Genomic DNA, 26,725 nt, shown 5'->3' with positions numbered 1-26,725 from the left:
TGCGCTTGCCTCTGAGCGAAAGACGATGGTGTGAGCGTGCACGGACAGCGGAGCGGCGTTCGCCTGGCGGCGACGCAGGAGCAGGATGACGGGGAGGACGCCGCCGTCATCCGATGGCGCTGCTCGATGCCGACGGGGCGGACGGAGGGTGAGATGGATCTGCAGTTGGACGGGAGAACGGCGCTGGTCACGGGGGCCGCGAGCGGGATCGGCCGCGCGGTGGCGCTGGCGCTCGCCGCGGAAGGCGTGAGAGTCGCCCTGCTGGACCTCGACTCCGCGGGCGTCAAAGTGACGGGCGACGCGTGTCCGGGTTCCGTGATCGTCTCCGCCGACGTCACGGATGAGGCCGAGGTGCGCGGTGCCGTCGCCACGGCGGTCGCAGAACTCCACGGCCTGGATGCCGTCGTCTGCTGCGCCGGCGTCTCGGGCCCGGTCGGATCCGGCATCGAGCAGACCAGCCTCGCGCAGTGGGAGACGGTCTTCGCGGTGAACGTCACGGGCGCGTTCCTCATTCTCAAGCACGCGCTCCCGGCCCTGCGCGCGTCGGTGGCAGCATCCGTCGTCCTCGTCTCGAGCGACTCGGCCCTCGTCGCCTCACCGGGAATGGTGCCGTACTGCGCATCGAAGGCCGCGCTCGTGCAGTTTGCCAGGGCGCTCTCGGTGGATCTCGCCGGAGACGGGATCCGCGTCAACACGGTGGCGCCCTCGATCGTGGACACCCCGATGAGCCGTGGCGATCTGGGAGCCGACGACGGGTTCGGCGATGCCAGCTTCCCGGTGCAGACCGCGGACGAGGTCGCTGCGCACGTGTCGTACCTGGTGTCGCCGCGCAGCCGAGCGATCAACGGCACCACGATCCTCAGCGACTTCGGATACACCGCGCGTTCGGGATTTCCCGCCTAACACGTACACACAAGAGTCAGGAGAAGCGAATGACAAGCTCGATCGGATCGACGGTCGCCGGACGCGTCGTCGTCATCACCGGCGGCGGCACCGGCATCGGAGCGGCCATCGCGGAGCGCTACGCGGCCGAGGGCGCGCACGTCGTCGTCGTCGGACGCCGTATCGAGCCGTTGCGTGAGGTGGAGCAGGCCGTCGGGGCGCATCCGGTCGTCGCCGATGCAGCCGATACCGACTCGGCGAAGGCTGCGGTCGCCGAGGTGCTGTCGAAATTCGGACGCCTCGACGTGCTCGTCGCCAACGCGGGCGGACACGGGTTCTCGTCGGTGGGCGACACGGATGACGCGGGGTGGGAAGCCTCGCTGCGGGCGAACCTGACGACGGCGTTCACCATGGCGCGCGAGGCGCTGCCCGCCCTGATCGAGGCGAAGGGTCAGATCGTGATCGTGTCCTCGCTCGCCGGGCTCTTCGCCGGCCCATCGGTCGCGGGCTACACGGTCGGCAAACACGCGCTGATCGGGCTCACCCGGTCGCTGGCGCGTGACTATGGACGCCACGGCGTGCGCGTGAACGCGATCTGCCCGGGATGGGTGCAGACGCCGATGGCGGATGACGAGATGGATGAGTTCGCCGCGCACGCCGACCTCGGCTCGCGCGAGGAGGCCTACGCGACGGTGACCGCCGATGTGCCACTTCGTCGTCCGGCGCATCCGAGCGAGATCGCCTCCGTCGTGCGCTTCCTCGGTTCGGGGGAGTCGTCGTACATCACCGGGGCAGTCATCGTCGCCGACGGCGGTTCGCACGTCGTCGACGTTCCGACCATCGCATTCGATCACGCCGGGATGTAGCGCTTCCCGCCACTCGGAACTTCATAGAACAACGCGAACTTCGCAGAGATCTGGGAGATTCGTGCGAAGTTCGTGCAGTTCTGCGTGCGGCGTGCGATCGGTAGGCGCGGAGCGGCGGGCCTCAGCCGATCGTGAGCTCGAACCCGTCGTCTGTGCGGACGACGGCGACCTGGGTGAGATCGTCGACGACGTACGTGGGGTTGTGGGCAGCCGCGTGCTTCCCGACGCCGATCACCCGCATCCCCGCTGCGAGTCCGGCCTGGATGCCGGCACCCGAATCCTCGAAGACGACGCAGTCGGCGGGTTCGATGCCGAGCAGTTCCGCGCCGCGGAGGAACCCTTCTGGGTCGGGCTTGGATGCCGTTACGTTCTCGGCCGTGACGGCAAGCTGCGGGACGGTGAGGCCGGCGGCGGCCATTCGCGCGTTCATGAGTGCGACGTCAGCGGAGGTGACGATCGAATGCGGAAGCCCTTCGACGGCCTTCAGCAGCGCCTCGGCCCCGGCGATCGCCACCACCCCTTCGACGTCGCTCGACTCGTTCGCCAGCATGACCTGGTTCTCGTGGATGTTGATCGCGTGATCTCGCTCGGGCAGCAGGATCGCCATGCTCTGGTGCCCCTGACGACCATGCACGACGCTGAGCACCGTCTCGGGATCGATGCCGTGCGGCTCTGCCCACGCGAGCCAGAGGCGCTCCACGACCGAGGTCGAGTCGACGAGGGTGCCGTCCATATCGAGCAGGACGGCGCGGGCGTGGGTGGTCTGAGTCACCCCTTCAGGCTAGCCGCTGGTAGCCCCGGCGTCCGTCCGGCCGTACCACTTGCAGGACCGACGCACGGATGCAGGACCACCCCGCGGTGTGTCTCCCGGCACGCGGGTTTTGGTCCTGCATCCGGTACGCGGGCATCCGTGCACAGGATGCCGATCAGCCGCCGAGATAGGCGCGATGCAGCAACTCCGGGTCGGCGCGCAGCGCCTCGGAGGTGCCCTGGAAGGAAACCGCGCCGCCGGCGACGACCACCGCCTCGCGGGCGAGGCTGAGCGCCAGCTGCGTGAACTGCTCGACGAGCAGCACGCCGACACCCGAATCCGCGATCGACTTCACGATCGGCATCAGCCGCATGAAGACGACGGGCGCGAGGCCCAGCGACATCTCGTCGATGAGCAGGATCCGCGGTTTTGCGGCGAATGCGCGGGCCAGCACGACCATCTGCTGCTCCCCACCGGAGAGCAGCCCGGTGGGGGAGTCGATGCGCTTCTCCAGCTCGGGGAACTGCGCGATCGCCGCGTCGAGCTCGGCGGCGGTGCGCGCGGTCAACGAGATGTTCTCCCGCACGGTGAGCGAGGGGAACACCGCCCGTCCCTGCTCAATGTGCACGATGCCGCGCCGTGCTCTGGCGACCCGGGACAGCTTGTCGATCGGGTCGCCATCCAGCGTGAGAGAGCCGGAGGAGTGCGGCGTCACACCGGAGATCGACTCGATCAGGCTCGTCTTGCCTGCACCGTTCGGACCGACCAGGGCGAGCACGTCGCCGCCGGTGACGCGGAGCGAGACGTCCGAGATGACAGCGCCGGCTCCGCGGCTGACCGTGACGTCGTTCAGCACGAGTTCGCTCATGACAGCAGCTCCGCTTCTCCCATGTAGGCCTTGACCACGTCCGGGTTCGCCAGCACCTCGGCCTGCGGGCCGCTCGCCAGCACGCGACCGAAGTCGAGCACCGTGAGCGTCGGGCAGACCGAGCGGACCAGGTCGAGGTCGTGCTCGATGATGATCAGCGCGACGCCGAATCGCGCGGGAAGCTCCCGCAGTCGCGCGGCCAGCGCGAGGTGCTCCCCGTGCGAGAGGCCGGCGGCCGGCTCGTCGAGGATGAGCAGACGGGGCTTGGCGAGCACGTTCGCGGCCACCTCCACGAGGCGCCTCGTTCCGACATCCACGCTCGACAGGCGGGAGCGAGCAGGCGGGCAGCCGAAGAACTCCAGGGCCTCGTCGATGTCGGATGCCGCGAGCCGTCGCCGCGCGACGAACCGGACGTAGCCGCCGACCGTGAGCGCGGGCGGAACTCGATCCTGCTGGAACGTGCGCCGCAGGCCGAGGCGCGCTCGGCGAGTGGGCGAGAGCCCGGCGAGATCGCGTCCGTCGAGGCGAATCCGCCCGCCGTGCTTCGGCAGGAAGCCGCTGATCGCGTCGACGAAGGTCGACTTGCCGGCGCCATTCGGGCCGATGAGCCCCATGATCGACGCCGCAGGCACCTCGAGCGACACGTCGTCGAGCGCCTTCAGCGCGCCGAACTGCACCGTCAACCCCTCCACGGTCAGCACGGGTTCTCCGCGGAGAGCGGCCTCGTCGACGGTGGCCGTCGTCGTGGTCGTGATGGCGGCGGCATCCGGTTCGGCGCCAGGCGGCAGCGCCGTCAGTTTCGCCTTCGCCGTCTTGCGGTCCGCGCGCTTCCAGAGGAGGTTGCGGATGCTCTGCCCGAGGTTCGTGCCACCGGTGAGCGCCTGCACTCCGAGCACACCGAAGACGACGAACGCCCAGTCCTGAGGCACGCCCCAACGCTTGAGCAGCTCGGGAACCAGCACCCAGAGGATGCCGCCGAGGATCGCCATGTCGATCAGATGCGCGCCCGACATCACGGCGAGCACGTAGAGCGCGAGCGACTGCAGGGGAGTGAAGCTCGACGCGAACGGCAACTGCACCTGGCCGGCGAGGAGTCCGCCGGCGATGCCGCCGAGAGCAGCGGAGACAGCGAAGGCCGTGAGCTTCGCGACCTGCACGCTCTGCCCTGCAGCCGCGGTGCCGCGTTCGGAGAAGGCAACGGCCTTCCAACTCGAACCCCAGCTGCCGCGCTGCAGGAAGAAGACCGCCAGCGCGCAGATCGTCAGCACGACGATGGAGAGGAAGAAGAACTCGCGGTCGTTGGAGAACAGCGCCGGGCGCTCGATCGCGGTGCCGTCGGCAGACCCGGGAAACTGGATCTGCACGAGGGTGACGTCGGCTGCCGCAGCGAAACCGAGCGTGACGACGGCGAGATTGACCCCACGAAGGCGCAGAGCCGGCAGCCCGACGAGCACGCCGACCAGTCCCGCTGCGATGCCGCCGAGGAACAGCCAGACGATGAACCCGCCTGGTGCCTGCATGACGTTCAGCAGTGACACGATCCATGCGCCGACCGCGGCGAAGGTGAGTTGGCAGAGGGCGATCATCCCGGCGGAACCGGTGACGATCCCGAGACCGAGGATCGCGATGGCCGCGATCACCGCACTGATCGCCAGGAAGACGAAGTAGCCGGGAAGCGCGGAGCTCAGAATCGCGCCGACGCCGATCGCGGCGAGACCGACGGCGAATGGCCACGAGAGCCGGAACCAGGAGCGTTCAGCGAGCGGCATCCCACACCTCCTTGCGTTGCGTCCACAGCAGCAGGACGACGATGAACAGGAACGGGAGGAAGTTGCGCACCAACGCCACTTCGTCGATCTGGGCGACCACTCCGCCGAGGACGCCGAGGACGACTCCACCGATCACGGCGAGATCGAGCCGCCGGAATCCGCCGAGGAGCGCCGCCGCCGCCGCGGGGACGATGAGCATCGAGAGCCCGGTCGCATCGCTGGACTGAGACGGCGCCACAATGATGATCGCGATGGCGCTGATGATGCCGGTGACGAACCAGACGGCGATCGACAACGGGCGAGAGCGGATGCCGAGGAGCTCGGCGGTCGTCGGGCGTTCGGAGAGTGCGCGCAGCTGCGTTCCGACCCTGGTGCGCCGGAGAACGATCCGGACGACGATCGCCGTGATGACGGCCATGGAGACCGTGGCGACGGTGACCTGGCTGACGACGACGCCACCGGCCTGGAATGCGGGACCGGCGATGATCGGCGTGAACGGCTGGGGCTTGTTGCCGAACAGGATGAACGACATCGAGATGAGCAGCAGCAACGGGCCGACGGTCATCGCGGATCGTGTGGTGGTCGACGCCTCCGACAGCCAGGTGGCGGCGATCCAGCCGATGGCCGCGGCGAGGAGTCCAGCCACGAAGACGCCGAGCACGGAGCCGAGCCAGATGGGCAGTCCGGCTTCCTGAACGAACCAGACCGCGGTGAATGCGCCGAACATGCCCGTCGCGGCCTGGGCGAAGTTGACGACCCGAACGAGGCGCGACATGAGCGTCAGGCATACGCCGAGAACGGCGTAGAGGCCGCCGGCGGCGAGGCCGGCAATGGCTCCTTGCAGCATGGGATTGTCCTTTCTGGTCGGACGGTGGTGCCCGGTCGTCGAGCGCGCGAAGCGGCGCTCAACGACCGGGGTGGGTGCGGTCAGTCTTCGAAGCGGAACCAGTCGTCCGCGACCTGCTCCCAGGCGTTGGTGCCCGACTTCAGGACGATCGGCCAACCGGCGGTGTTGTCGGTGCCGAAGGCGTAGGGCGTGCCGACCATCGGGTTCTCGATCGGGTCCATGTTCTTCAACGCCTCACTGACGCTCTCGCGCGTGATGTCGCCGTCGATGCCCTTGAGCACCTCGATGAAGTACGTCGCTGCGAGGTAGCCGCCCTGGCTGAACGAGGTGAGCGCGATGTCGTTCGCGGTCATCAGGTCACGCCACTCCTTGTTGATCTCGTTCTCCTCGGTGAACGGGTAGAACTCGGCCGGGACGTAGATGCCACCGGCTGCGTTGTCGATCGCTGCTGCGAAGTTCTCGCTGTACACGCTGGTCAGGTACAGGAACGTGACGTCGTCCCAGCCCTGCGCGTTGGCGGCCTTGAGCTGACCGATCGCGTCAGGCTCGATCGGGTTGACGGCCAGAGCCTTGCAGCCCTGCTCGCGCGCCTTCACGATGTACGGCGTGTAGTCCGATGCGCCGTAGGGCACGGTGTCGTCGACGTACTTCGGCTCTTTTCCGGTGAGCTCGGTCCACTTGTCGATCGCGGCCTGATAGGTGGGTCGCGTGGAACCGGCGATCTCGAGCAGGACGCAGATGTCCTCGAGTCCGAGAACCTCGGAGCCGTACTGCAGCGTGAGGGTCATGTCGTTGAAGGGCCCGACGTTCACCGGCGAGATGTTGTCGCTGGCGAAGCATCCGGTGTCGACTCCGATGCCGGGAACGGAGAGGATGCCCTCCTGCTCGTAGTACTTGGCGTTGATCTCGCACTCCAGGAGGCTCGCGGATCCGACGAGCGCCACAGCCTCGTCGCTGCCGACCATCTCGCGGGCGGAGGCGGTCGCGGTCGCCGGGTCGCCCTTGTCGTCGAGCACCTTGTACTCGATCTCGCGGCCGTCGAGGCCGCCCGCCTCGTTGAAGGCATCGAACACGGCGGCTGCCGCCTCGGATGCTTCGGGGAACGTCGCCGGGCCGCTGAGCGTGTTGACGGAGCCGACGACGATCGGCGCGCCCTCGCCTCCTCCGCTGTCTCCGCCGGCACAGCCGGCGAGGACGAGGGTGGCGACGGCGATGAGGGCTGCTGTGCCCGTTGCTCTTGTGTTCATGTGATTCTGCCTCTCGTGTTCGGGTGATCGGGGTCGTGAGCTTTGCCTGCAGCTCAGAGGGGCTGGACGTCGGGATACGCGACGGAGCCGAGCGGATAGATGTGGCCGCCGCCGCGGGAGTGCTCGGCATCGCCGTCGCCGTTGAGGCCGAGGAAGATGCCGGTCGTCATCAGCTGATATCCCAGATCGTGCAGCCACACGCTGGCGACGGCGATCCGGAACTCCCGGAAGCAGAACAGGTACAGGCCGTCGGCGAACTTCCACACCGTCGACAGGTCCATGTCGCCGTGGCCCCGCTGCACGCCCTCGAGGCATTGCCAGGCATAGCGCTGGCTGGAGATGTACACGTGCTCGTAGAGGTGATCGGGGCTGTAGCGGTAGACGTTGCGCTTGCCGATGAGGTCGCGGCTGGGCCCGGGTGCCTCGCCGGTGGCCACGCCGGCGTCCGTGGTCGCCGCCCAGAACTCCTGGCCGACCTGAGGCGTTCCGTCGATCGCCTCGGCGCCGATGCGGGACTGGATGACGGATGCGCGGTGCGTCGTCGTCGAATAGACGACGGTGATCGCCTCACGCTCGCGGCTGGCGAGTGGGATGTTCACGAACAGGACGTCATCGCGCACGGCGACAGCGTCGTAGGGGGCGGTCCCCGACGTGTCGAATCCGGACCAGGAGACGGTGCTCGAGGCGAAGACCAAGGAGAGCACGGAACCGTCGTCGAGAGTGAGCGAAAGACTCGTTCCATCGAGGGAGGTGTTCGGCAGCCGGTAGGTGTCGATGCCGGCCGCGAACTCGTCATACGTGCGCCACTCGTCCAGTGCGGGATCGATGGAGGTGTCGGTCATGAGCGTCCTGAGGTCGCGTGCGGCGGAGCAACGTCGCTCCGGGCGCCGCGCCATCGCGGTGCACTTGCCTCATGCTGGTTCTGGCCGGGGCATCCGCTCAAGGGCAACGCGACCATCGCGCGCCGAGAGTCAACCGGCGTGCCCTCCGGGGCAAGTCGCGGTCAGTGCGCGGAGCGGTACTCGCTCGGAGATACCGAGAAGGCCGTCTTGAACGCGCGGCTGAAGTGCGCCGCATCGACGAAGCCCCAGCGCGCGGCGATCGCGGCGACGGGGCGATCCGCGAGCATCGGGTCGAGGAGATCACGTCGGCACTGCTCGAGGCGGCGGGTGCGGATCCAGGTCGACACGGTCATGCCCTGCTCCTGGAAGAGTCCGTGCAGGTGTCGGGTGGAGATGAAGTGCGCGGCGGCGATCGAGGCGGGACCCAGGTCCGTCGAGGCGAGGTTGCGATCGATGTAACCGCGGATGCGCTGCACCAGGGCTCTGTGCGGATCCGCCGACGACTCGTCGAGCCCGAGCTCGCGGGTGAAGACGGTGGTGACGAGGTCGAGCGCACTGTGCGCCAGGCGTGCTCCGGTGGTGCCGGCGAGTTGGTCGAGGTTGCCGGCGAGCTGGGTGAGATAGGGCACGACCATGCTCCCCAGCCCCTCCTGGCCGGAGATGCGCACCGCGGTGAGCTGGCCGATCATGTCGGGCGGCAGGCTGATGAGGTGCTTCGGGAACATCACGACCATGGTCCGGAAGTCCTCGTCGAACACGAGCGAGTAAGGGCGGTCGGTGTCGTAGACGGCGAGGTCGCCGACGCGCAGCACGGCTTCGCGGTCATCCTGGATGAGCATGCCGGTGCCGGCCAGCATGAGGCTGACCTTGAAATACGAGCGGTCACCTCGGGCGATGAGTTCAGGCGTGCGCTCGACGACGTGGGAGGTGGCGCGCACGTCGTTCACGTGCACCTCGTCGACGGACGCGCCGCGGATCACACCGCGGAACCGATCGGCTCCGACGCTCGACACCTGCAGGGGCACGAACGACTCGGAGACGGCAGCGCGGAACTCACTGATGTTGCGCGCGACCAGGGTCGACACCGATTCGGCGGGAGCAGCGGGTACACCGATCATGATGGAACACCTCGGGATGGTGGAACGACGACTTTGTATACGATCCGTAGGGTGATGTTACCACCGCTGGTCGATGCGCGATCGGCGAAGATCGCATCGCCATAGGATGACGACCAGAAGTCCGTTGACGCTCGGAGGGCGCGTGATGATTACCCAGGGGGAGCGGCTCCTGCAGTTTCTGCGGGCGGCTCGCGGGCCGGAGACTCCGGCGGCCGTTCTCGAGGCCGTCGCACTGATCGTCGGGGCCGGCCTCATGGCCATCGGATTTCCGATCAGCCTCCTGGCTTTCTGGGGCAGAGACCTGGCGATCAGCGGCGCCGGATCGATCGGCGCATTCGCGGCGATCGGCGGCGCGATCGCCGCGGTGATCGCGTTCGCGCTCGGCCGTTACGCCGTGCGTCCCGTCGATCAGCCGTCGGATGTCGCGCGCGACGGATTCAGCGTGCCCGGCGATCGACTGCGCTGGTACGACCTGGCCGCGATCGCCTTCGCGCATGCGGCGATCGCCTACCTGGGCTGGATCGGCATCGCCCAACTGCTGGAACAGGCATTCACCGACGCGCCGGTCTTCGGGTTCCCCGGCGCGATTCTCGTCGCTGTCGCCGTCGGGCTCACCGGATACGTGTGCTTCCTCAGCGCAGCGGGCCTCACGCCGATGACGCTGTCCCTGGTCCTCACGGTCTTCCTGGTGATCGGAGCGTTCGCCAGCATGCTGGCCTCGAGCGACGTGCACTGGTGGCAGGAGAACCTGTCGGCACTCGGGATGAGCACGAACAGCGCGTCGCGGGCGTTCAATCTGACACTGATCATCGCCGGTGTCATGGTGACGACGATCGCGCGCTACGCCACGGCCGGTCTGCCCGTCGAGGAGCCGGTCGATCGCCGGGGCAGGGTCGTCCTGCGCGCCGGCCTGATCCTGATCGGGATCTTCCTCGCATGCGTCGGCGTCTTCCCGGTGGACCAGTTCCTTCCCCTGCACAACACCGTGGCCACCGGAATGTGCGTGGCCTTCGCCGTCATCGTGGTCGGGCTGCCCTGGTTCCTGCGCAGCATCCCGCGGGTGTTCGTGGTGTTCGGCTGGGTCTACGTACTGGTGATCATGCTGCTCGGGGTGTTCTTCGCCACCGGGTACTACAACCTGACGGCGGTCGAACTCATCGCCGCGATCCTCATCTTCAGCTGGATCATCGTCTTCCTGCGCACCGCCGGGTCGATCAGCGCGCCAGCCGGCCCGCCGGGCGAGACGGCCACCGGACCCGCGGCCACCGCGGGAGCGGCGGCGGGTCCGGTGGCGTCGACGGCCTGAACGGTCAGTTCCGCGCGGATCGGAGCATCGCCGTGGCGGCGATCAGTCCGGCGACGGCGATGAGGGCGGCGCCCGCGAACGCGGCGCTGTAGCCGGCGCTCTCCCCGGTCGCACCGCCGACGGCAGTACTGACTGCGGACAGCGCAGCCAGACCCAGCGCAGAGCCGATCTGGTAGCTCGTGTTGACGAGGCCCGATGCGACTCCGGCCTCGGCGGGCGGAGCGCTCGCGATGGCCGTCGTGAGCGACGGGACGAAGGCGAGCGCCATTCCGGATGCGGCCACCAGTGAGGCGGGGAGCACATGCGCCGCGTATGACCCGTCCGCCGGTGCGAGGGCGAGCATCGCGACGCCGATGCCGAGCAGGACGAAGCCGCTCGTCACCATCGCTCTGGTGCCGAATCGTGCCGCCAACCGGGGAGCGAACACGGTCATCCCGACGACGATGAGTGCGGTCATCGGCACGAGCGCTGCACCGGAGGCGAAGGCGGATGCTCCGAGCACGTTCTGCAGGTACAGGTTGAGGAAGAACCACATCGGTATCCAGGCGGCGCCGAGAAGGAGCTGCGCGATGTTCGCGCCGGCCAATTGCGGCATCCGGAGCATCCCCAGCCGGAGCAGCGGCTCAGCGGCGCGAGCCTGCCGCACGACGAAGCCGACGAGCAGCACGATGCCGCCTCCCAGCGCGCCGAGCGTCTCGACGGTGAGCCAGCCGGCCTCCGGGGCGCGGACGATGCCGAAAACGGTGAGGGCGAGGCCGATCGTGCCCGTGACGGCGCCGATGACGTCGATTCTCCCGGTGGCGCGAACCCCGGCGGGGAAGGCGAGCGGTGTGAGAGCGAGGATCACCACGGCGATCGGCACCGTGATGTAGAACACCCACGGCCAGCCGAGGTATTCGGTGAGCAGGCCACCGAGGAAGACGCCTGCCGTGCCTCCGATCGGTGCGGCGGCGCCGTACACCGCGAACGCGCGCGGAAGCATGGGCGTGCCGCCGAAGAGGGTCATCAGCAGCGTCAGTGCGGCGGGGGCGATGAGTGCCGCGCCTGCACCCTGGACGCCACGGGCGGCGATCTCCACCCACGGTGTCGTCGCGAGGCCGGCGGCGAGCGATCCGACGAGCAGAGCGACCCAGCCGATGCTGAAGATCTTGCGAGCGCCGAACAGGTCGGACAGTCGTCCGCCGAGCAGCAGCAGTCCGCCGAACGCGATGACGTAGGCGTTGAAGATCCAGGACAGGCCATCCGCGCCGAATCCGGCATCGCGACCGATGTCCGACAGCGCCACGCCGATGATCGAGGTGTCCATGATGACGACGAACTGGGCTGCCGCGATGAGGGTGAGGCCGAGTCCCCTCCGGGGACTTCGGAGGAGTACGGCTCCGGGGTTGCTCTGGGTCGTGGACACGAGGCGGCCTTTCTCTCTGCGCTGCCGTCGATCGGCAGCTCTGGAGAACGTAACACATACCCCCGGGGGGTATTCCCGATCGCATGCGTAGACTTGTCCCATGCCAGATCCGTCCGTGGGCGTCGCCGTCGATCTCGGCAAGTCCCAGTGCAGAGTCGCCTCCGGTACCGGCACCGAACGCGTGGCCCGCACGGGCCTCGGCGCGCCGGGACTCGCTGCCCGTGACGGCGTCGATGCCGCGGTCGGCGCCATCCTTCCCCTGCTGCAGCAGTTCCCGACGCCGATCGGCCTTCTCGGCGTCGGCGCGGCGGGCGCCTGGGCGGCTCCGGATGCCGCCGCAGACCTCGCGCGGCGCCTCGCTGCCGAGACCGGCGCTCGCGTCGCAGTGACCTCCGACGTCGTCACCGCGCACATCGGAGCTCTCGAAGGTGCGACCGGAGTGCTGCTCATCGCCGGGACCGGTGCCGCCGCGCTCGGGGTCGACGACGACGTGCGCCTGGTCGACGGCTGGGGTCCGGAGATCGGCGACTTCGGCAGCGGCTCCTGGCTCGGCCGCGAGGCGCTCCGCGCCGTCCTGCGTGCCACCTCGGGTCTCGGCCCGCAAACGCGCCTCGTCTCCGACATCGGCGGGCCTATCGGGGCGCCGTCCGACATCCCGGCCTGGCTCGCGCAAGACGGACCGGTCGCTCGACGACTCGCGACGCTGGCCCCGCTGGTGCTGGACGCCGCTGCCGCCGAAGACCCCGCAGCCGCAGCCATCGCGGCCGAGGCCGTGCGACTGCTCACAGCATCCGCCGTCGCCGCAGCCGGACGCACCGTCGACGTCGTCGTGCATGGCGGGCTCACCGATCACCGCTGGTTCCGACAGGCTCTGGAGGCCGCGCTTCGTGCAGCGGGTCGCCAGGTCGTGCCTGCGGCCGGCGACGCTCTCGACGGGGCGCTGCTGCTCACCCGTCGCTCCGATCTTCCCCATGAAAGGTTCGTGCACCGTGCCGGATGACACCACTCGCCTGACCGAGCTCCTCAACGAGCTCTCGCAGCTCGACACCGAGGCGCAGGACGCCGAACGGGGCGATCTCGACCTGCTCGACACCGCAGAGCTCGTGCGGCGCATGAATGCCGAGGATCAGCGGGTGCCGACCGCGGTGGCCGAGCGGTCCGCCGAGATCGCACGGGCAGTCGACGGCATCACCGATCGTTTTCGACGCGGCGGACGCCTCGTCTACATGGGCGCGGGCACCGCGGGCCGCATGGGCGTTCTGGACGCGAGCGAGTGCCCGCCCACCTTCGGTACGGATCCTTCGATGGTGGTCGGGCTCATCGCCGGCGGCGAACCCGCGATCCGTTCGGCCGTGGAGAATGCAGAGGACGATGAGGATGCGGCGATCGTCGCACTGCGCGACATGGAGATCGGAGCGCTCGACACGGTCGTGGGGATCTCGGCATCCGGGCGCACGCCGTACGTCATCAGCGGGCTGACGTTCGCTCGGGAACAGGGCGCGCTCGCCATCGCGATCGCGTCGAACCGCGACTCGGCCATCGGAGCCGTGGCCGACATCGCCATCGAGGTCGTCACCGGCCCGGAGTTCATCTCCGGATCCACGCGGCTGAAATCGGGCACCGCGCAGAAGCTCGTGGTGAACATGCTCACGACCCTGTCGATGATCAAGCTCGGCAAGACCTACCGCGGGATGATGGTCGACCTTCTCGCCACGAACGAGAAGCTGCACGCGCGGTCGATCCGCACGGTGTCGACCCTCGCGGGTGTCGGCACCCCCGAAGCGGCCTCCGCGCTCCGCGAGGCAGGCGGGTCGGTCAAGCTCGCCCTCCTGGTGCTCGCCACCGGGGCATCAGCGGAAGAGGGCGCATCGGCGCTCGAGGCCGCCGACGGCATCCTGCGCGATGCCATCGCCGCTCTCCGCTGACGCGGGCAGGCCTGATTCGATCTCAGTGGCCGCACGTGCACGCGCCGCTGCCGCAGCAACCACCGCCCGCGGCATCCGGTCTCCCGTGCGCCTGCGATGACTCCGGAACGTCCAGCGCAGGATTCTGGTCGAGGAAGCCGTAGGGCTTGAACCAGAATCCGGCGTAGTCGACGGGCATGATCGGCCAGTCCTCCGGCCGCGGGAAGTGCGTCAGGCCGAAGGTGTGCCAGAGCACGATGTCCTCACCATCGAGGGAACGGTCGCCCGCCGCGTATTCGGGCAGCCCCGATCCGCCCTGGTGCGCGTTCGGGTAGCGGCCCGCCGGCCAGATCTGCCCGGCCTCGTGCTGCGTCGCCCAGAGGTGTTTCGTGGCGAAGGCTGCCCGCGCCGCGACGGATGATGCAGGGTCGGCCATTAGCAACGCGGTCGGCTCCGGGATCAGGTGGTACGCGGTGGGGCGACCGACGCGGTTGGTGCGTGAGGCGCTCTGCACCTCCCAGGCGCGAGCGACGGAGGCATCGGCCTCGCGCTGCGCCGCGGACTCGGTCGCCAGTGTCGTCTCCGACCACGTGAACGCGTTCCCGAAGGGGTTGTCCGCGCCCATCGGGATCCGCTGCGCGTCGACCTCGACGAGACGGTTGTCCTCGCCGTCGATGGCGACATCGAGTCGGGCGCAGAACAGGTGCTGGTGCACGGGGGCGAAAACGCCGGGAGCGAGCTCGGTCGCGTGCTTCTGCCGCACGCCGGGTTCGCCCGCTGCAGCGAACACGATGCCGGTGGCCTTCGCCACGACCTCGATCGAACCGTCGAGGTAGAAATGCCAGTAGAAGCCGTAATCGTAGTTGCCGATCGTGGAGAAGTACGAGACCACGAAGCGGCGGGATCTGCGGACGTCGGAGCGCCCGGAGAGATCGGTGTGCTTCCAGAGGATGCCGTAGTCCTCCTCATGCATGCAGATCACGTTCGGGATGCGGACCGGGTTGCCGTGATCGTCGGCGACGAAGCCGTCGAGGTAGCGGATGACGCCGAGGCAGTCGCAGCCGAGCTCGAGGTGGTTGGCGTTCTTGCCGAGGAGGTATTCGCCGGCGTCGAAGTAGCTGATCCAGAAACGCCCGGGAGCTGTGTCGCCGTAGGGGACGACCATCTCCGGCACGCTCGCGCGGCTGAGCACCGAACGTCCGTCGAACGTGATGTCGTGCAGCACCAGTCCTTCGCGGGCGTTGAAGTCGACCCGCATCGCCCACTTCTCCCACTCGACGAGCGAGCCGGAGAGGGTGAAGCTCGGCCCCTCGGGCTGGGTGATCTCGATCGGCTTCAAGGTGGTGCGGGCGTCGCCCTGCACTTCGGGGTAGTAGTTGCCGTGGCCGGCGGGCACCGGCACATCGCCGTGGTCCTCGACCCGGATGACGCTGTTCGTCGTCAGGTCGATGTGCACGATGAGACCTTCGACGGGATGCGCCCACGGTGAGTCGTTCTCGTCGTACTTGAGGAAGGTCAGCGAGCGGATGACACGACGGCCGACCTCATCGGCGCGACCGGTGTATCCCGGGGCGAGCGGGCCGCAGATGGCGAGCTCGACGTGCTCTTCGAGGCCCCGGCGTCTCATCGCCGCGCGCCATTCCGGGGAAGCCTTCGCGATCGCCTCGGCGCGCTCGTACTCCTCGAAGAGGTACTGCGGTTGTCCGTAGGGCGGGGCGTCGTTGGGTACGCGCTGAGCACTGACGACTTCGCCGCGTGTGAGGGAGACGACGACCTCGGTGGCGACACCGGTGGCGGTGTCGAGGAGGGTGACGTCGACCCGCCGATCGATGGGATGGCCGGGTTTCCATGCCGCCAGCTCGCGCTTGGTCGGCTCGTCCGGAAGGAGCATCGGCACCCGGACGGTGTCACCCATGAGCCCCGCGGATTCGAGCACCGCACGGGTGGCGGCGATCTCCGCGCCGGTGAGGGGGTCGAGAGGGTGCGGTGTTGCGATCTTCTCGATGTGGACGGGCTGGTGGGACATCTTCGTACCTCACTATTTCGAGCGCATGCTCAATAAACGGGTTGCGACGATGCTACGCCCCGCGGTGCGCGCGCACAAGCGTCGAATCGGCGGAGGTGGGGCAGTGGGGATGCCGGGTCAGAGGCGCCAGGGAGCGAGGATGCTGTCGAGCACGGCGAGGTGTGCGGCGGCATCCTGAGGCTCGGTGACCTCGACGACCTGCTGGCCGTAGGTGATCGAGCGCAGGAGGGCCATCACGGCGTCGAGGGGAGTGTCGGTGCGGAGCGCTCCATCGGTGACGGCTTCGCCGAGAGCTTCTCGGATGCTGTCCTGCCATGTCGCGAGGGTCGGGGCGGCGGCATCCGGCGTCGAGGCGAGCGTTGCGAGTCGACCCCAGAAGCCGACCACGACGTGTGCTTCGGTGCGGGTGCCCTCGTCGACGGGGAGAACCTCGCGCATGATGGCGTGCAGTCGGGGAAGGCCGCGGAGGTCGGCCGTCGCGGCCTCGATCCGCACGTCGGTGCGGCGCGTGACCTCGGCCGCGGCGGCGCGGATCACATCGTCGAAGCCGTCGAAATAGTGCCAGAGCGAGCCGGTCGCGATGCCGAGTTCCTTGGCGACCGCGCGGGAGGTGACGCTCTCATGGCCGTCGCGTGCGGCGACGACGAGCAGCGCCTCGGCTATCTGCCGGCGGCGCTCGTCATGGTCGACAACGCGGGGCACCTGCCCATCTTGGCGCATCGGAAGAGGGTCTGGCTATTTTGAGCGCACGATCAATATAATTCACGGCATGGACCACCCGACGATGACGGCGCTGATGATCGCCAGCGCGATCGCGGCCGTCACGTGCTGCCTCGCGGCCGGCCGAGCAGTGCCGTGGCAAGGACGCCAGGCCGTGATCGTGATGGCCATCGCGATGGTCGCCTCGGCGGCGTCCGCCGGCGACTCGCGCATCGCGCTGCTGGCGGGGACCGCCCTCATGCTCTCGGCCATGCTCGGCACAGCGGGGCTGCGCGGACGCCCGGTCGTACGCACCTGCTGTCATCGCGCGCTGGGGTCGCTGGTGATGGCCGTGTGCATGTTCACCGGGATCTCGCACGGGGAGATGATCGCGGAGGCGGGCCATGGCATGCACAGCGGAACGGATGCCGTGGGAGTGCTCGCGGCCTTCGGCGTCGTCGCGCTCGCCGCGTGGACGGTGGCCGACCGGATCCGTCCACACGGCGGCACCTCGCGCCTCGTCGTCGTCGAGACCTGGGTCATGACCGCGAGCGTGGTGATCATGTGGCTCGCGCACTGAGCATCAGCCTCCGGTAGCGTGGCCGGATGCCCATCGCATTGATCACCGGGGCCGCGCGCGCGTACAGCATCGCCGCCGGCATCGTCCCGCGCCTCCGTGCCGCCGGCTGGACCGTCATCACCAGCGATCTCGAAGACGCCGACGTCACCGCCGACCTCTCGACGCATGACGGGCCGGAGGCGCTGATCGCCGAGGTGAACCGGGCGCACGGCACGATCACAGCCCTGATCCTCAGCCATGCGCACGACATCGAATCCGGCATCCTGGACACCACGGCCGAGAGCTTCGACCGGCATGTCGCGATCAATGCCAGGGCGAGTCTGCTGCTCATCGCGGCCTTCGCGCGCCAGGGGGGCGAACGCGGAGGTGTCATCGTGGCGCTCACCAGCGATCACGTCACGGGCAACCTGCCCTACGGTGCATCGAAGGGCGCACTCGACCGTCTGGTGATCTCGGCGGCACGCGAGCTCGGTCCGCGCGGCATCTCTGCGAACGTGCTCAATCCGGGGCCGATCGACACCGGCTGGATGGACGATGAGACCCGCGATTCTCTCGCGGGAATGACGCCCCTCGGCCGCCTGGGACGTCCAGCGGACGTCGCAGCGACCGTCGAGTTCTTGGTGTCGGACGAGGGGCGCTGGATCTCGGGCCAGCTGATCAAGACCGACGGGGCGTTCTCCGCACAGTTCTGAGGTTCGGCGGTCAGCCTCAGTGCCCGCCGCCGAACTCGATGAGGGCGACGCCGGCGGCGATGAGCGCGACGCCGATGGCCATCATCGCTGAGAAGTGGTCCTTGAACAGCACCCTCCCGAGTATGGCCGTGATGGCCACACCGGCCGCCGCCCAGACACCGTAGGCCACGCCGACGGGCATTCCCATCGCGAGAACGGCGCCGAGGAGCGTGAACGCGAGGAGGTAGCCGACGACGATCACGGGGATCCAGCGTCGGCGCCGCAGGCCCTCAGAAGCACGAAGGCTCAACGTCGCCGTGACCTCACTGGCGATCGCGATGGCGAGCAGCAGCCAGGTCACGATGCCGCCTCGACCGCGGGCTCGCGCTTGTGGGAGCCGAGCTCCACGAGCAGCACGCCGATCACGATCGCTCCGACTCCGATGATCTGCACCGGCCCCAGCAGTTCGCCGAACAGCACCGTTCCGAGCACCGCAGTCAGCACGACTCCGATCGCCGACCAGATGCCGTATGCCACGCCGACCGGCATCCCGCGGTCGAGAACGATCGACAGCAGCCAGAGCGACCCGCCGTAACCGATCACGACCGGGATGAGCCAGAGCGGATACGTGAAGCCTTCCGCAGCTCGGAGCGACAGAGTGGCCGCCACCTCGAGGCCGATCGCGGTGAGTAACGGCGGCCAGGCCGATGGGCGGGGACGGTCGGTCATGCTCTGCCTTTCGATAGTGCGCTCGCGGGGGAGAACGTGCGGAGGATACGGGAGATTCCCGAAGCACCCATGAACAACGCGTACCCTGGTATGCATCCCCCGAACTCACCCGGCACCTGCGCGCCGGAGACCCATCGGCGCGCCCCTCACTCATGCAAGGATGCAGATGAACGATTTCGCGGCACACCGTGACGACTGGACGGCACGAGAAGAGCTGGCGGAGCGGATGATTCCGCTCGTCGGAGCCCTCAAGCGAGAACACGATGTGGTGACGTCACTGCATGGGCATCGCCTGCTCGGGCTGTCGGCCACCGGGCTCGTCGAGGTGCACCAGCGCGTCGCCCAGCTCGGCCATGAGCAACTCGCCCTGCAGGACAGCCTCGCGGTACTCGAAGCGCTCCGCGAACTCGCGCCCGGTGCGTCGTCGCTCGATGTCGCGCGCCTCGTCGAGGGCCATGCCGCCGACGAGCGCCCGCTCGCCGAGTACCTGCGTGAGGTGCTCGCTCCCGCGATCGGGGCGACCCCTGCCGCCCCCACCGACGTCGTGCTGTACGGCTTCGGGCGGATCGGGCGTCTCCTCGCCCGCATCCTCATCGCGCACACCGGCGGAGGCAGCGGCCTGCGTCTGCGCGCCATCGTCGTGCGCCGCGGCGCCGAGAACGACCTGGTCAAGCGCGCGTCGCTTCTGCAGCGCGACTCCGTGCACGGAAAGTTCGCCGGTTCCGTGACCGTCGATGAGGATGCCGAGCAGATCATCGCGAACGGCACCCGCATCCAGGTGATCTACTCCGACGACCCCGCCGGCATCGACTACACCGCCTACGGCATCCGCGATGCGATCGTCGTCGACAACACCGGGCGCTGGCGCGATGAAGCAGGGCTCTCGCAGCACCTGCAGTCGCCCGGCGTGGCCCGCGTGCTGCTGACCGCCCCGGGCAAGAGCCCGCTCAAGAACATCGTGCACGGCATCAACGACGACACCATCGAGGCCGGCGACCGCATCCTGTCTGCCGCGTCCTGCACGACCAACGCCATCACACCGGTGCTCGCCGCGATCGACGAGGCGTACGGCGTCGTCAAGGGACACGTCGAGACCGTGCACTCGTTCACGAACGACCAGAACCTCATCGACAACTTCCACAAGGGTGACCGGCGGGGCCGCTCGGCGGTGCTGAACATGGTGATCACCGAGACGGGCGCCGCCAAGGCCGTCGCCAAGGCCCTCCCGCAGCTCGAGGGCAAGCTGACCGGCAGCTCGATCCGGGTGCCCACCCCCGATGTGTCGCTGGCCGTGCTCCACCTCACGATCGCGCGGCCGGCGACCAAGGAGCAGGTGAACGACTACCTGCGTCGTGTCTCGCTGCACTCGAAGCTGCGCCAGCAGATCGACTACGTCGAGTCGCCCGAGGTCGTGTCGACCGATTTCGTCGGCTCGCACCGCGCCGGCATCGTCGACGGTCTCGCCACGATCGCCGATGAGGACACGCTCATCCTCTACGTCTGGTACGACAACGAGTTCGGGTACTCCTGCCAGGTCATCCGCGTTCTCGAGGTCATGGCGGGTTCGCACCCGGTGGTGCTCCCGGCGCGCCGAGAGGTCACACTCCAGGGTTGAGCAGGCGCGACGTCGGCGCCGCAGGGCAATATGGGGGCATGACGCCCAGCGCACTGCTGTCCGAACGCCTCCGCTCCCATCGCCTCACCGCGCCAACGCGGACGGTGACGGATGCTGCGGCGCACATGCTCGCCGTGCAGAGCCAGGAGTTCCTCGCCGGTCGCTGGGCGCTCGGCATCCGCACGACCGGCTCTCCGACCCTCGCGACGGTCGACCGTGCCTTCGCTCGGGGTGACCTGGTGCGCTCATGGACGATGCGCGGCACTCTGCACATCATTCCGGCTGCGGATCTGCGCTGGGTGCTCTCGGTGACCGGCGAGCGGCAGCGCAAGCAGGTGGCGGGTCGGCATCGCGAACTCGGAATCGACGCCGAGCTGCTCGATCGCGTCGGGCGGGCGTTCCGGGAACGCCTGGCCGATGGTGGCCGCACCAGGGCGCAACTGCTCGACGACATCGCCGAGCTCGGTATCGACCCTTCGGGGCAGCGCGGCGTGCACATCATCGGCGCACTGTGCGTCGATGCGGTCCTGGTGCAGGGGCCCGTCGTGGTACGCGATGGCGCCGTCGGCCGCGAGCAGCTGTTCGTCCTCGTCGACGAGCACATCCACGCCGAGGCGATGCCCGATGACCCGCTGGCCGAGTTCTTTGTCCGCTACGTCGACGGGCACGGGCCGGCGACCGCTGCGGATTTCGCCTGGTGGTCAGGCCTGACGCTCGGAGCCGCTCGTGAGGCCGTCGAACGGGGGCGGCACCGCGTGAGCGAGGTGGCCGACGGCGTCTTCGTCTCCGCAATGCGACCGCGCCGTGCGCGCGGAGTCGACGATGACGCGGTGCGGGCCCTGCCGATGTTCGACGAGTACTACATCTCCTACGCCGACCGCGGAGCCGTCGCCGATGCCGCGGCCATGGCCCTTATCGGTCCGGGCAAGAACGGCATGGTGCGCGCGAGCCTGCTCTCCCGCGGACGCATCGCGGGGGCGTGGACCCACTCGGCCGCCGTGGGGCGACACCGCGATGCGCCGCTGGCCGAGCCCTTCGACGCCGAACTGGATCCGGATGCCGTCGCCGCCGCTCTGGCGCGCTACAGCGAGTTCGTGAGCGGCTGAGCGCACCCGCCTACTCGTCGGCGTGCCGACCGAGGAACGTGTATACCTCGTTGTCGTCGACGCCGGGGAACGCGCCACGGGGGAGCGGCGAGAACATGTGCGTGTGCACGCGGGCGCTCGGCCAGGCCTTGCCGCTCCAGCGATCGGCGAGCTCGGCAGGAGGGCGGCGGCAGCACGCTTCGTCGGGGCAGGTCGAGACGGCCCGATCCGAGGTCTCGCGTCCTCGCCACCATCGCGCGTCGTCGAAGGGCACGCCGACGGTGACGGAGAACTCTCCGTCACTCGATGAGCCGGTCTGCGTCGCGCACCAGAACGTTCCGGACGGAGTGTCGGTGTACTGGTGGTGCTCGGTCGTCCGGTTCTGCTGAGCGAATGCTTCGCGCGCCTGGAACTTGCGGCACACGCGCTGCCCCTCCACGGCGCCGGTGACGTCCATCGGCAGGGGGAGATCGTCGTTCTCATAGACGCGCGTGATGGCGCCGTTCGCGTCGACGCGCAGGAAATGCAGCCGCATGCCGAGGTGCTGGGTGAGCAGGTTCGTCATCCGCATGGCGGCCGCTTCATGCGTGACGCCGAACGCGTCCCGGAAGTCCTCGACGGCGAGGTTGCGATCCTTCTTCGCCTGTTGCAGGAAGGCGACCGAAGCCGTCTCGGGCATCAGGCAGCAGGCGGCGAAGTAGTTGATCTCGAGCCGCTGCTGCAGGAAGTCCGCATAGTCGGTCGGGGGAGTGTGCCCGAGCAGGCGGTGGGCCATCGCCTGCAGGGCCATCGAGCGCAGGCCGTGGCCGCCAGGGATGGATGCGGGCGGCAGGTAGATCCGGCTGTTCTCGAGATCGGTGACCGAGCGCGTGGAGTGCGGCAGGTCGTTCACGTAGATCAGCTCGAAGCCGAGCTTCTGCGCCATGATGTTCACGGTGCGGTGCGTGAGCGCTCCTTGCACGTGGCCGGCCGATCGAAGGTGCTTCTCGGCGAGCTTCTCGATGTCGGCGAGGTAGTTGTTCTGTTCGCGCATCCGCAGGCGCAGCTCGGTGTTCGCCCGGCGGGCCTCCTCCGGTGTCGCGATCGCCTCGCGTTCACGGCGCTGCAGCTCGCGGTGCAATCCCAGAAGCGATTCGATCGTCTCGTCGCTCATTCCCTTGCTGACGCGCACGGGCGCGATGCCGAGCTGCCGGAACACTGGGCTCTCCTGTGCGCGTTCGAGCTCGATCTCGAGGGCCGCCCTCCGGTTCGGCGGTTCGCCGGAGATCAGATCGGTGACTTCCGTGCCGGTGGCGTGGGCGATCGCCTGCAGCAGCGACAGCTTGGGCTCGCGCTTGCCGTTCTCGATCAGGCTGAGCTGCGACCCCGCGACGCCGACGAGGGCGCCGAGTTCATCGAGCGTGAAGCCGTTCTCCAGACGGTGATGACGGATGCGGTGGCCAAGGGTCGTGAGGTGAATGCCGGAGGTCGCCATTCCTTGAGTCTAGCGAAAGAAACGCACTTCTTAATGACGAGATCGGCCGAAAGTGTCGTGTTGCCGGAAGAAGATAGATACAACGCCCCACACTTCAAAGGAGCAGTCATGGCCATCGCCGAAGTCTTCACCCCTCGTACCTCTGCCGTCGCACCCGCGCGCACGTTCGGAACGGCACCGAGCTATGACACCCCTGCAATGGCCGAGCTGGCCGCATGGGTCGAAGAGATCCGCGCACTCACCCAGCCCGCGAACGTGCACTGGGTCGACGGATCGCGAGCCGAGAACGACTGGCTCCTGCGCGGTCTCGTCAGCGAGGGCAAGCTCATCAAGCTCAACCCCGAGTGGCGCCCCGGGTCCTACCTCGCCCGCTCGCACCCGAGCGACGTCGCCCGCACCGAGGGGCGCACCTTCATCGCCTCCGAGCGCGAGGAAGACGCCGGCCCCACGAACAACTGGGCCGACCCCGCCGAGATGCGCCAGACCATGACCGGCCTCTTCGAGGGTTCGATGCGGGGCCGCACGATGTACGTCGTCCCGTTCTCGATGGGCCCCGTCGGTGGACCGCTCTCGCACATCGGCGTCCAGATCACCGACAGCGCATACGCCGTGGCATCCATCGGCATCATGACGCGCGTCGGCGATGCCGTCACCCGCCGGATCGCCGAGGGCGCGCCGTGGGTGAAGACGGTGCACACGGTCGGCGCTCCGCTCGCCGAGGGCGAGGCGGACGTCGAGTGGCCGTGCAACGACGAGAAGTACATCGTGCACTTCCCGGACACGCTCGAGGTCTACTCGTTCGGCTCGGGCTACGGCGGAAACGCGATCCTCGCGAAGAAGTGCTTCGCCCTGCGCATCGCCTCGGTGATCGCGCGGGATGAGGGTTGGCTCGCCGAGCACATGCTGCTGATCCGGGTGATCGACCCGCAGGGCAAGGCGTACCATGTTGCCGCGGCGTTCCCGTCGGCATGCGGCAAGACGAACCTGGCGATGCTGCGCCCGACGATTCCGGGCTGGAAGGTCGAGACGCTCGGCGACGACATCGCCTGGATCCGCCCCGGTGAGGACGGGCGGATGTGGGCCATCAACCCGGAGGCCGGCTTCTTCGGGGTTGCGCCGGGCACGGGTGAGTCGACGAACGTCACGGCTGTCGAGACGCTGTGGGGCAACACGCTCTTCACGAACGTCGCGCTCCGCCCGGACGGCGATGTCTGGTGGGAGGGGCTCACCGATGAGGCGCCGGCCGAACTCATCGACTGGGAGGGCAACCCGTGGACGCCCGAATCGGGTCGCCCTGCTGCGCACCCGAACTCGCGGTTCACCGTCTCGGCCGCGCAGTGCCCGCAGATCTCCGAGGACTGGGAGCAGGCGGTGCCGCTCGACGTGATCCTCTTCGGTGGTCGTCGTGCCACCAACGTCCCGCTCGTGGTCGAAGCGACCGACTGGACGCACGGGGTGTTCCTCGGGTCGACCATCTCGTCGGAGCGCACGGCAGCGGCCGAGGGCACGCTCGGAGAACTGCGTCGCGATCCGTTCGCGATGCTGCCGTTCTGCGGCTACAACATGGGCGACTACTTCGCGCACTGGCTCAAGGTCGGCCGCAGCCTCCGCTTCGACCGGGCGCCGCGTATCTTCCAGGTGAACTGGTTCCGCCGCGGCTCCGACGGCCGGTTCCTGTGGCCCGGATTCGGCGACAACTCGCGCGTCATCGACTGGATCATCCGTCGCGTCGCGGGCGAGGTGCCGGCGGTGGACAGCCCGATCGGCCGACTGCCGCGGGTGGAGGACCTCAATCTGGACGGACTCGACATCGCGCAGGCGGATCTCGACGAGCTGTTCTCGATCGACTCGGCGGCCTGGCTCGCCGAGGCCGACCTGACGGAGGAGTTCTTCGACACCTTCGGCGACAAGCTGCCGGCCGCGCTGCGCGCCGAGCTCGCGTCGCTGCGCTACCGCCTCGCTAAGGCGTAGCACCCAGACAAGGTGCCGGTTCGGGGGATCCGGCACCCCAGGCGCCCGCAGGGTGCCGAACCAGCGACGGCGGAATGGCGGAGACAGCCCATGGCTGAGTGGTCTCCGGCGTTCCGCCGTCGCTCATGCCAGCAGTTGATGCCTGGCGAGGTCGCGGTAGAGCGGTGTGGACTCGACGAGCTCGGTGTGCGTCCCCTGACCCACCACCGCCCCGTCCTGCAGCACGATGATGAGGTCGCTGTCGACGACGGTCGACAGGCGGTGCGCGATCACGATGAGCGTGCGGTCGGAGGAGACGGCGTCGATGGCCTCTCGCATCCGCCGTTCGTTGACGCCGTCCAGTGACGAGGTCGATTCATCCAGCAGCAGGATCGGTGCCTCGGTGAGCAGCGCCCGCGCGATGGCGAGGCGCTGACGTTCGCCGCCGGACAGCATCACGCCGTCCTCTCCGACGGGCGCCTCGAGGCCGAGCGGGCTCCGCTCGAGCACGTCGCCGAGGTTCACCGCGTGCAGCACGCGCTCGCAGTCGGCATCGGATGCCGCAGGAGCGGCGAGCCGCAGATTGTCGGCCAGGGTGCCCGCGAGCGTCGGGGCATCCTGCTCCACGTAGCCGAAGTGCGCGCGCAGCTCGTCGCGCGGGTAGGTGCGGGCGTCGTGACCGTGCAGGCGGATGGAGCCGCCGGTCGGATCGTAGAACCGCTCGAGGAGGGAGAGGATCGTGCTCTTGCCGGCGCCGCTCGGCCCGACGAGGGCGACGCGCGCCCCGCGTGGTACGGCGAACGAGACGCCGCGCAGGACTTCCCGTGCCGGAGCCGGGGTGCCCGCGTCATCCGCGCGCTCCAGATGGGCATCGGCGAGAAGCGTGTGCGCGGCGAGGGCGGCGGCCTGACGTGCGGCGACGACGTTCTCGGGGTACTGGAATCGCACATCGCGGAACTCCACAGCGGGAGCATCCACGTCGGACCCGGAACGGGAAATGGATGCCGCAGCCACCGCGTCGTCCTGTTCCTCGGTCGGCAGGTCCAGAACCTCCTGAATACGGCCGAGGGCGCCGAGGGCCTGATTCACCGAGGTGATCGCACCGAATGTGGAGGCGAGCGGCATCACCAGCATGAACAGGAACATGATGAACGTGATGAGCGAAGCGATCGTGATCGCGCCGGCCGCGACACGGAACCCGCCCACGCCGAGAACCACGAGCAGAGACAGCTGCAGCGCGATGCCGGCGATCGGGACGACGAGCGACGAGATCTTCGCGATCTTCACGCCGAGCCCGTAGGCGTCGGTGGCGAGTTCCGACACGGCGGTGGTCTCGCGCTCGGTGGCACCGGAGGCGCGGATGGTGCGAATCGATCCCACGGCGCGCTCCACGCCGGAGGCGAGCTCGCCCACCTTCTCCTGCTGCGCCGTGGATGCGGTGCGGATGCGTCCACTGAGGATGGTGACGACCACGACGCTGACGCCGATCACCACCACGATGAGCAGGAGGAGGATCGGGTCGATGATGAGCATGGCGATGAGGGCGCCGAGGAACAGGATGGCGCTGCCGACGGCATCCGCCAGCCCCTGCGTGAGCACGGCGTAGAGCAGTGTCGTGTCGGTTCCGACGCGCGAGACGAGGTCGCCCGTTCGGCGGGCGTCGAACTCGCTGATCGGCAGGTGCAGGATGCGGGCGATGAGCTTTCGGCGGCTCGACAGGACCACGGCGGTGCCGGTGCGCTGCAGGAGATAGTGCTGGTAGCCGGAGATGACCGACGACACGACCACGAGTCCGACGAGCACCCACACCAGGATCCCCAGGCCGCGCTGGGACTGCACCGCCTCGATGACCTGGCCGACGAGGAGGGGTTGTGCGAGTGAAGTCGCTGCTCCCACCACACTCAGCACCGCGACGACGACGAGAGTGCGCTTGTGCTCGAAGAGGAAGGGGAGAAGCTGGCGGAACGTGGCGCGCGGACCATCCTGCTGCGCGCCTCGTCCGCGTCGGCGTGGCGTCGCCGTGCGGGACATTCGGGACCTCGATCTAGAAGGGGTACTTCGACCGTACTTCCTGTGAAGACGGATTCTGTG

General features: G+C 68.6%; 24 protein-coding genes. 10 read left to right on the top strand and 14 right to left on the bottom strand.

Translation table 11 applies throughout. From position 1 onward, the window contains the following. The first annotated feature begins 30 nt into the window (after positions 1–30). Entirely contained in the window at positions 31–903 is an 873-nt protein-coding gene (locus MRBLWO13_RS18255) for an SDR family NAD(P)-dependent oxidoreductase (protein WP_341975507.1), read from the top strand. Between the two features lie 29 nt (positions 904–932). Then, on the top strand, positions 933–1,748 hold the full coding sequence (locus MRBLWO13_RS18250) for an SDR family oxidoreductase (RefSeq protein ID WP_341975506.1): 816 nt from the start codon (positions 933–935) through the stop codon (positions 1,746–1,748). A gap of 121 nt (positions 1,749–1,869) precedes the next feature. On the opposite strand, the gene MRBLWO13_RS18245 is transcribed toward MRBLWO13_RS18250, so the two are convergent. The 7 genes from MRBLWO13_RS18245 to MRBLWO13_RS18215 form a co-directional block, all read right to left on the bottom strand. After that, entirely contained in the window at positions 1,870–2,520 is a 651-nt protein-coding gene (locus MRBLWO13_RS18245; RefSeq protein WP_341975505.1) for an HAD-IA family hydrolase, read from the bottom strand. 154 nt (positions 2,521–2,674) lie between these two features. Continuing rightward, the gene (locus tag MRBLWO13_RS18240) at positions 2,675–3,367 is read right to left on the bottom strand and encodes an ATP-binding cassette domain-containing protein (RefSeq protein ID WP_341975504.1); all 693 of its coding nucleotides are present in this window, start codon (positions 3,365–3,367) and stop codon (positions 2,675–2,677) included. After that, entirely contained in the window at positions 3,364–5,136 is a 1,773-nt protein-coding gene (locus tag MRBLWO13_RS18235) for a branched-chain amino acid ABC transporter ATP-binding protein/permease (RefSeq protein WP_341975503.1), read from the bottom strand. Before MRBLWO13_RS18235 ends, MRBLWO13_RS18240 begins: the two co-directional genes overlap by 4 nt. Beyond that, positions 5,123–5,983 carry a branched-chain amino acid ABC transporter permease gene (locus MRBLWO13_RS18230; RefSeq protein WP_341975502.1) on the bottom strand — a complete coding sequence of 287 codons (861 nt, stop codon included), beginning with the start codon at positions 5,981–5,983 and terminating at the stop codon, positions 5,123–5,125. Before MRBLWO13_RS18230 ends, MRBLWO13_RS18235 begins: the two co-directional genes overlap by 14 nt. A gap of 80 nt (positions 5,984–6,063) precedes the next feature. Next, the gene (locus tag MRBLWO13_RS18225) at positions 6,064–7,230 is read right to left on the bottom strand and encodes an ABC transporter substrate-binding protein (protein ID WP_341975501.1); all 1,167 of its coding nucleotides are present in this window, start codon (positions 7,228–7,230) and stop codon (positions 6,064–6,066) included. Positions 7,231–7,283: 53 nt separating this feature from the next. Continuing rightward, a complete protein-coding gene (locus MRBLWO13_RS18220) occupies positions 7,284–8,072 on the bottom strand; it encodes a MoaF C-terminal domain-containing protein (protein ID WP_341975500.1) in 789 nt (262 codons plus the stop codon). Positions 8,073–8,233: 161 nt separating this feature from the next. Further along, on the bottom strand, positions 8,234–9,190 hold the full coding sequence (locus tag MRBLWO13_RS18215; protein ID WP_341975499.1) for a helix-turn-helix domain-containing protein: 957 nt from the start codon (positions 9,188–9,190) through the stop codon (positions 8,234–8,236). A gap of 145 nt (positions 9,191–9,335) precedes the next feature. Here MRBLWO13_RS18215 and MRBLWO13_RS18210 point away from each other — a divergent pair, with 145 nt between their 5' ends. Beyond that, positions 9,336–10,496 (top strand): DUF998 domain-containing protein, encoded by a 1,161-nt coding sequence (locus tag MRBLWO13_RS18210; RefSeq protein WP_341978495.1) that lies wholly within the window; start codon positions 9,336–9,338, stop codon positions 10,494–10,496. 4 nt (positions 10,497–10,500) lie between these two features. Here the strand turns inward: MRBLWO13_RS18210 and MRBLWO13_RS18205 are convergent, their stop codons facing one another. Continuing rightward, positions 10,501–11,901: an MFS transporter gene (locus MRBLWO13_RS18205; RefSeq protein ID WP_341975497.1), complete on the bottom strand. Its 1,401-nt coding sequence runs from the start codon at positions 11,899–11,901 to the stop codon at positions 10,501–10,503. A 100-nt stretch (positions 11,902–12,001) separates the two neighbouring features. On the opposite strand from MRBLWO13_RS18205, the gene MRBLWO13_RS18200 reads away from it, so the two are divergent. Both MRBLWO13_RS18200 and murQ read left to right on the top strand, forming a co-directional pair. Then, the gene (locus MRBLWO13_RS18200) at positions 12,002–12,901 is read left to right on the top strand and encodes a BadF/BadG/BcrA/BcrD ATPase family protein (protein ID WP_341975496.1); all 900 of its coding nucleotides are present in this window, start codon (positions 12,002–12,004) and stop codon (positions 12,899–12,901) included. Beyond that, positions 12,891–13,826 carry an N-acetylmuramic acid 6-phosphate etherase gene (gene murQ, locus MRBLWO13_RS18195; RefSeq protein ID WP_341975495.1) on the top strand — a complete coding sequence of 312 codons (936 nt, stop codon included), beginning with the start codon at positions 12,891–12,893 and terminating at the stop codon, positions 13,824–13,826. The genes MRBLWO13_RS18200 and murQ overlap by 11 nt, the downstream gene beginning before the upstream one ends. Before the next feature lie 22 nt (positions 13,827–13,848). Here the strand turns inward: murQ and MRBLWO13_RS18190 are convergent, their stop codons facing one another. Together MRBLWO13_RS18190 and MRBLWO13_RS18185 are read right to left on the bottom strand one after the other, a co-directional pair. Continuing rightward, on the bottom strand, positions 13,849–15,831 hold the full coding sequence (locus MRBLWO13_RS18190; RefSeq protein WP_341975494.1) for a primary-amine oxidase: 1,983 nt from the start codon (positions 15,829–15,831) through the stop codon (positions 13,849–13,851). Positions 15,832–15,948: 117 nt separating this feature from the next. Next, a complete protein-coding gene (locus MRBLWO13_RS18185) occupies positions 15,949–16,551 on the bottom strand; it encodes a TetR/AcrR family transcriptional regulator (protein ID WP_341975493.1) in 603 nt (200 codons plus the stop codon). Between the two features lie 49 nt (positions 16,552–16,600). Between MRBLWO13_RS18185 and MRBLWO13_RS18180 the strand changes: the two genes are divergently transcribed. Further along, entirely contained in the window at positions 16,601–17,110 is a 510-nt protein-coding gene (locus MRBLWO13_RS18180) for a hypothetical protein (RefSeq protein ID WP_341975492.1), read from the top strand. A 26-nt stretch (positions 17,111–17,136) separates the two neighbouring features. Beyond that, positions 17,137–17,802, top strand: a complete 666-nt coding sequence (locus tag MRBLWO13_RS18175) for an SDR family oxidoreductase (RefSeq protein WP_341975491.1) — start codon at positions 17,137–17,139, stop codon at positions 17,800–17,802. Positions 17,803–17,818: 16 nt separating this feature from the next. Here MRBLWO13_RS18175 and MRBLWO13_RS18170 read toward each other — a convergent pair whose 3' ends face one another. Both MRBLWO13_RS18170 and MRBLWO13_RS18165 read right to left on the bottom strand, forming a co-directional pair. Continuing rightward, a complete protein-coding gene (locus MRBLWO13_RS18170; protein ID WP_341975490.1) occupies positions 17,819–18,142 on the bottom strand; it encodes an SMR family transporter in 324 nt (107 codons plus the stop codon). Next, entirely contained in the window at positions 18,139–18,510 is a 372-nt protein-coding gene (locus MRBLWO13_RS18165; protein WP_341975489.1) for a multidrug efflux SMR transporter, read from the bottom strand. Before MRBLWO13_RS18165 ends, MRBLWO13_RS18170 begins: the two co-directional genes overlap by 4 nt. Before the next feature lie 166 nt (positions 18,511–18,676). Here MRBLWO13_RS18165 and MRBLWO13_RS18160 point away from each other — a divergent pair, with 166 nt between their 5' ends. Both MRBLWO13_RS18160 and MRBLWO13_RS18155 read left to right on the top strand, forming a co-directional pair. Continuing rightward, complete coding sequence (locus tag MRBLWO13_RS18160; protein WP_341975488.1) at positions 18,677–20,125, top strand: glyceraldehyde-3-phosphate dehydrogenase; 1,449 nt, start codon at positions 18,677–18,679, stop codon at positions 20,123–20,125. A gap of 38 nt (positions 20,126–20,163) precedes the next feature. After that, positions 20,164–21,231 (top strand): winged helix DNA-binding domain-containing protein, encoded by a 1,068-nt coding sequence (locus tag MRBLWO13_RS18155; protein WP_341975487.1) that lies wholly within the window; start codon positions 20,164–20,166, stop codon positions 21,229–21,231. A gap of 10 nt (positions 21,232–21,241) precedes the next feature. Here MRBLWO13_RS18155 and MRBLWO13_RS18150 read toward each other — a convergent pair whose 3' ends face one another. Further along, positions 21,242–22,684, bottom strand: coding sequence for a helix-turn-helix domain-containing protein (locus MRBLWO13_RS18150; protein ID WP_341975486.1), 1,443 nt, complete (start codon positions 22,682–22,684; stop codon positions 21,242–21,244). 108 nt (positions 22,685–22,792) lie between these two features. On the opposite strand from MRBLWO13_RS18150, the gene MRBLWO13_RS18145 reads away from it, so the two are divergent. After that, entirely contained in the window at positions 22,793–24,655 is a 1,863-nt protein-coding gene (locus tag MRBLWO13_RS18145; RefSeq protein ID WP_341975485.1) for a phosphoenolpyruvate carboxykinase (GTP), read from the top strand. Between the two features lie 123 nt (positions 24,656–24,778). Here the strand turns inward: MRBLWO13_RS18145 and MRBLWO13_RS18140 are convergent, their stop codons facing one another. After that, positions 24,779–26,665, bottom strand: coding sequence for an ABC transporter ATP-binding protein (locus MRBLWO13_RS18140; RefSeq protein ID WP_341975484.1), 1,887 nt, complete (start codon positions 26,663–26,665; stop codon positions 24,779–24,781). Between the last annotated feature and the right edge of the window lie 60 nt (positions 26,666–26,725).

It is taken from the genome of Microbacterium sp. LWO13-1.2 (assembly GCF_038397725.1).
Classification (GTDB): domain Bacteria; phylum Actinomycetota; class Actinomycetes; order Actinomycetales; family Microbacteriaceae; genus Microbacterium.
This window is presented reverse-complemented; position numbering and strand designations above follow the sequence as displayed.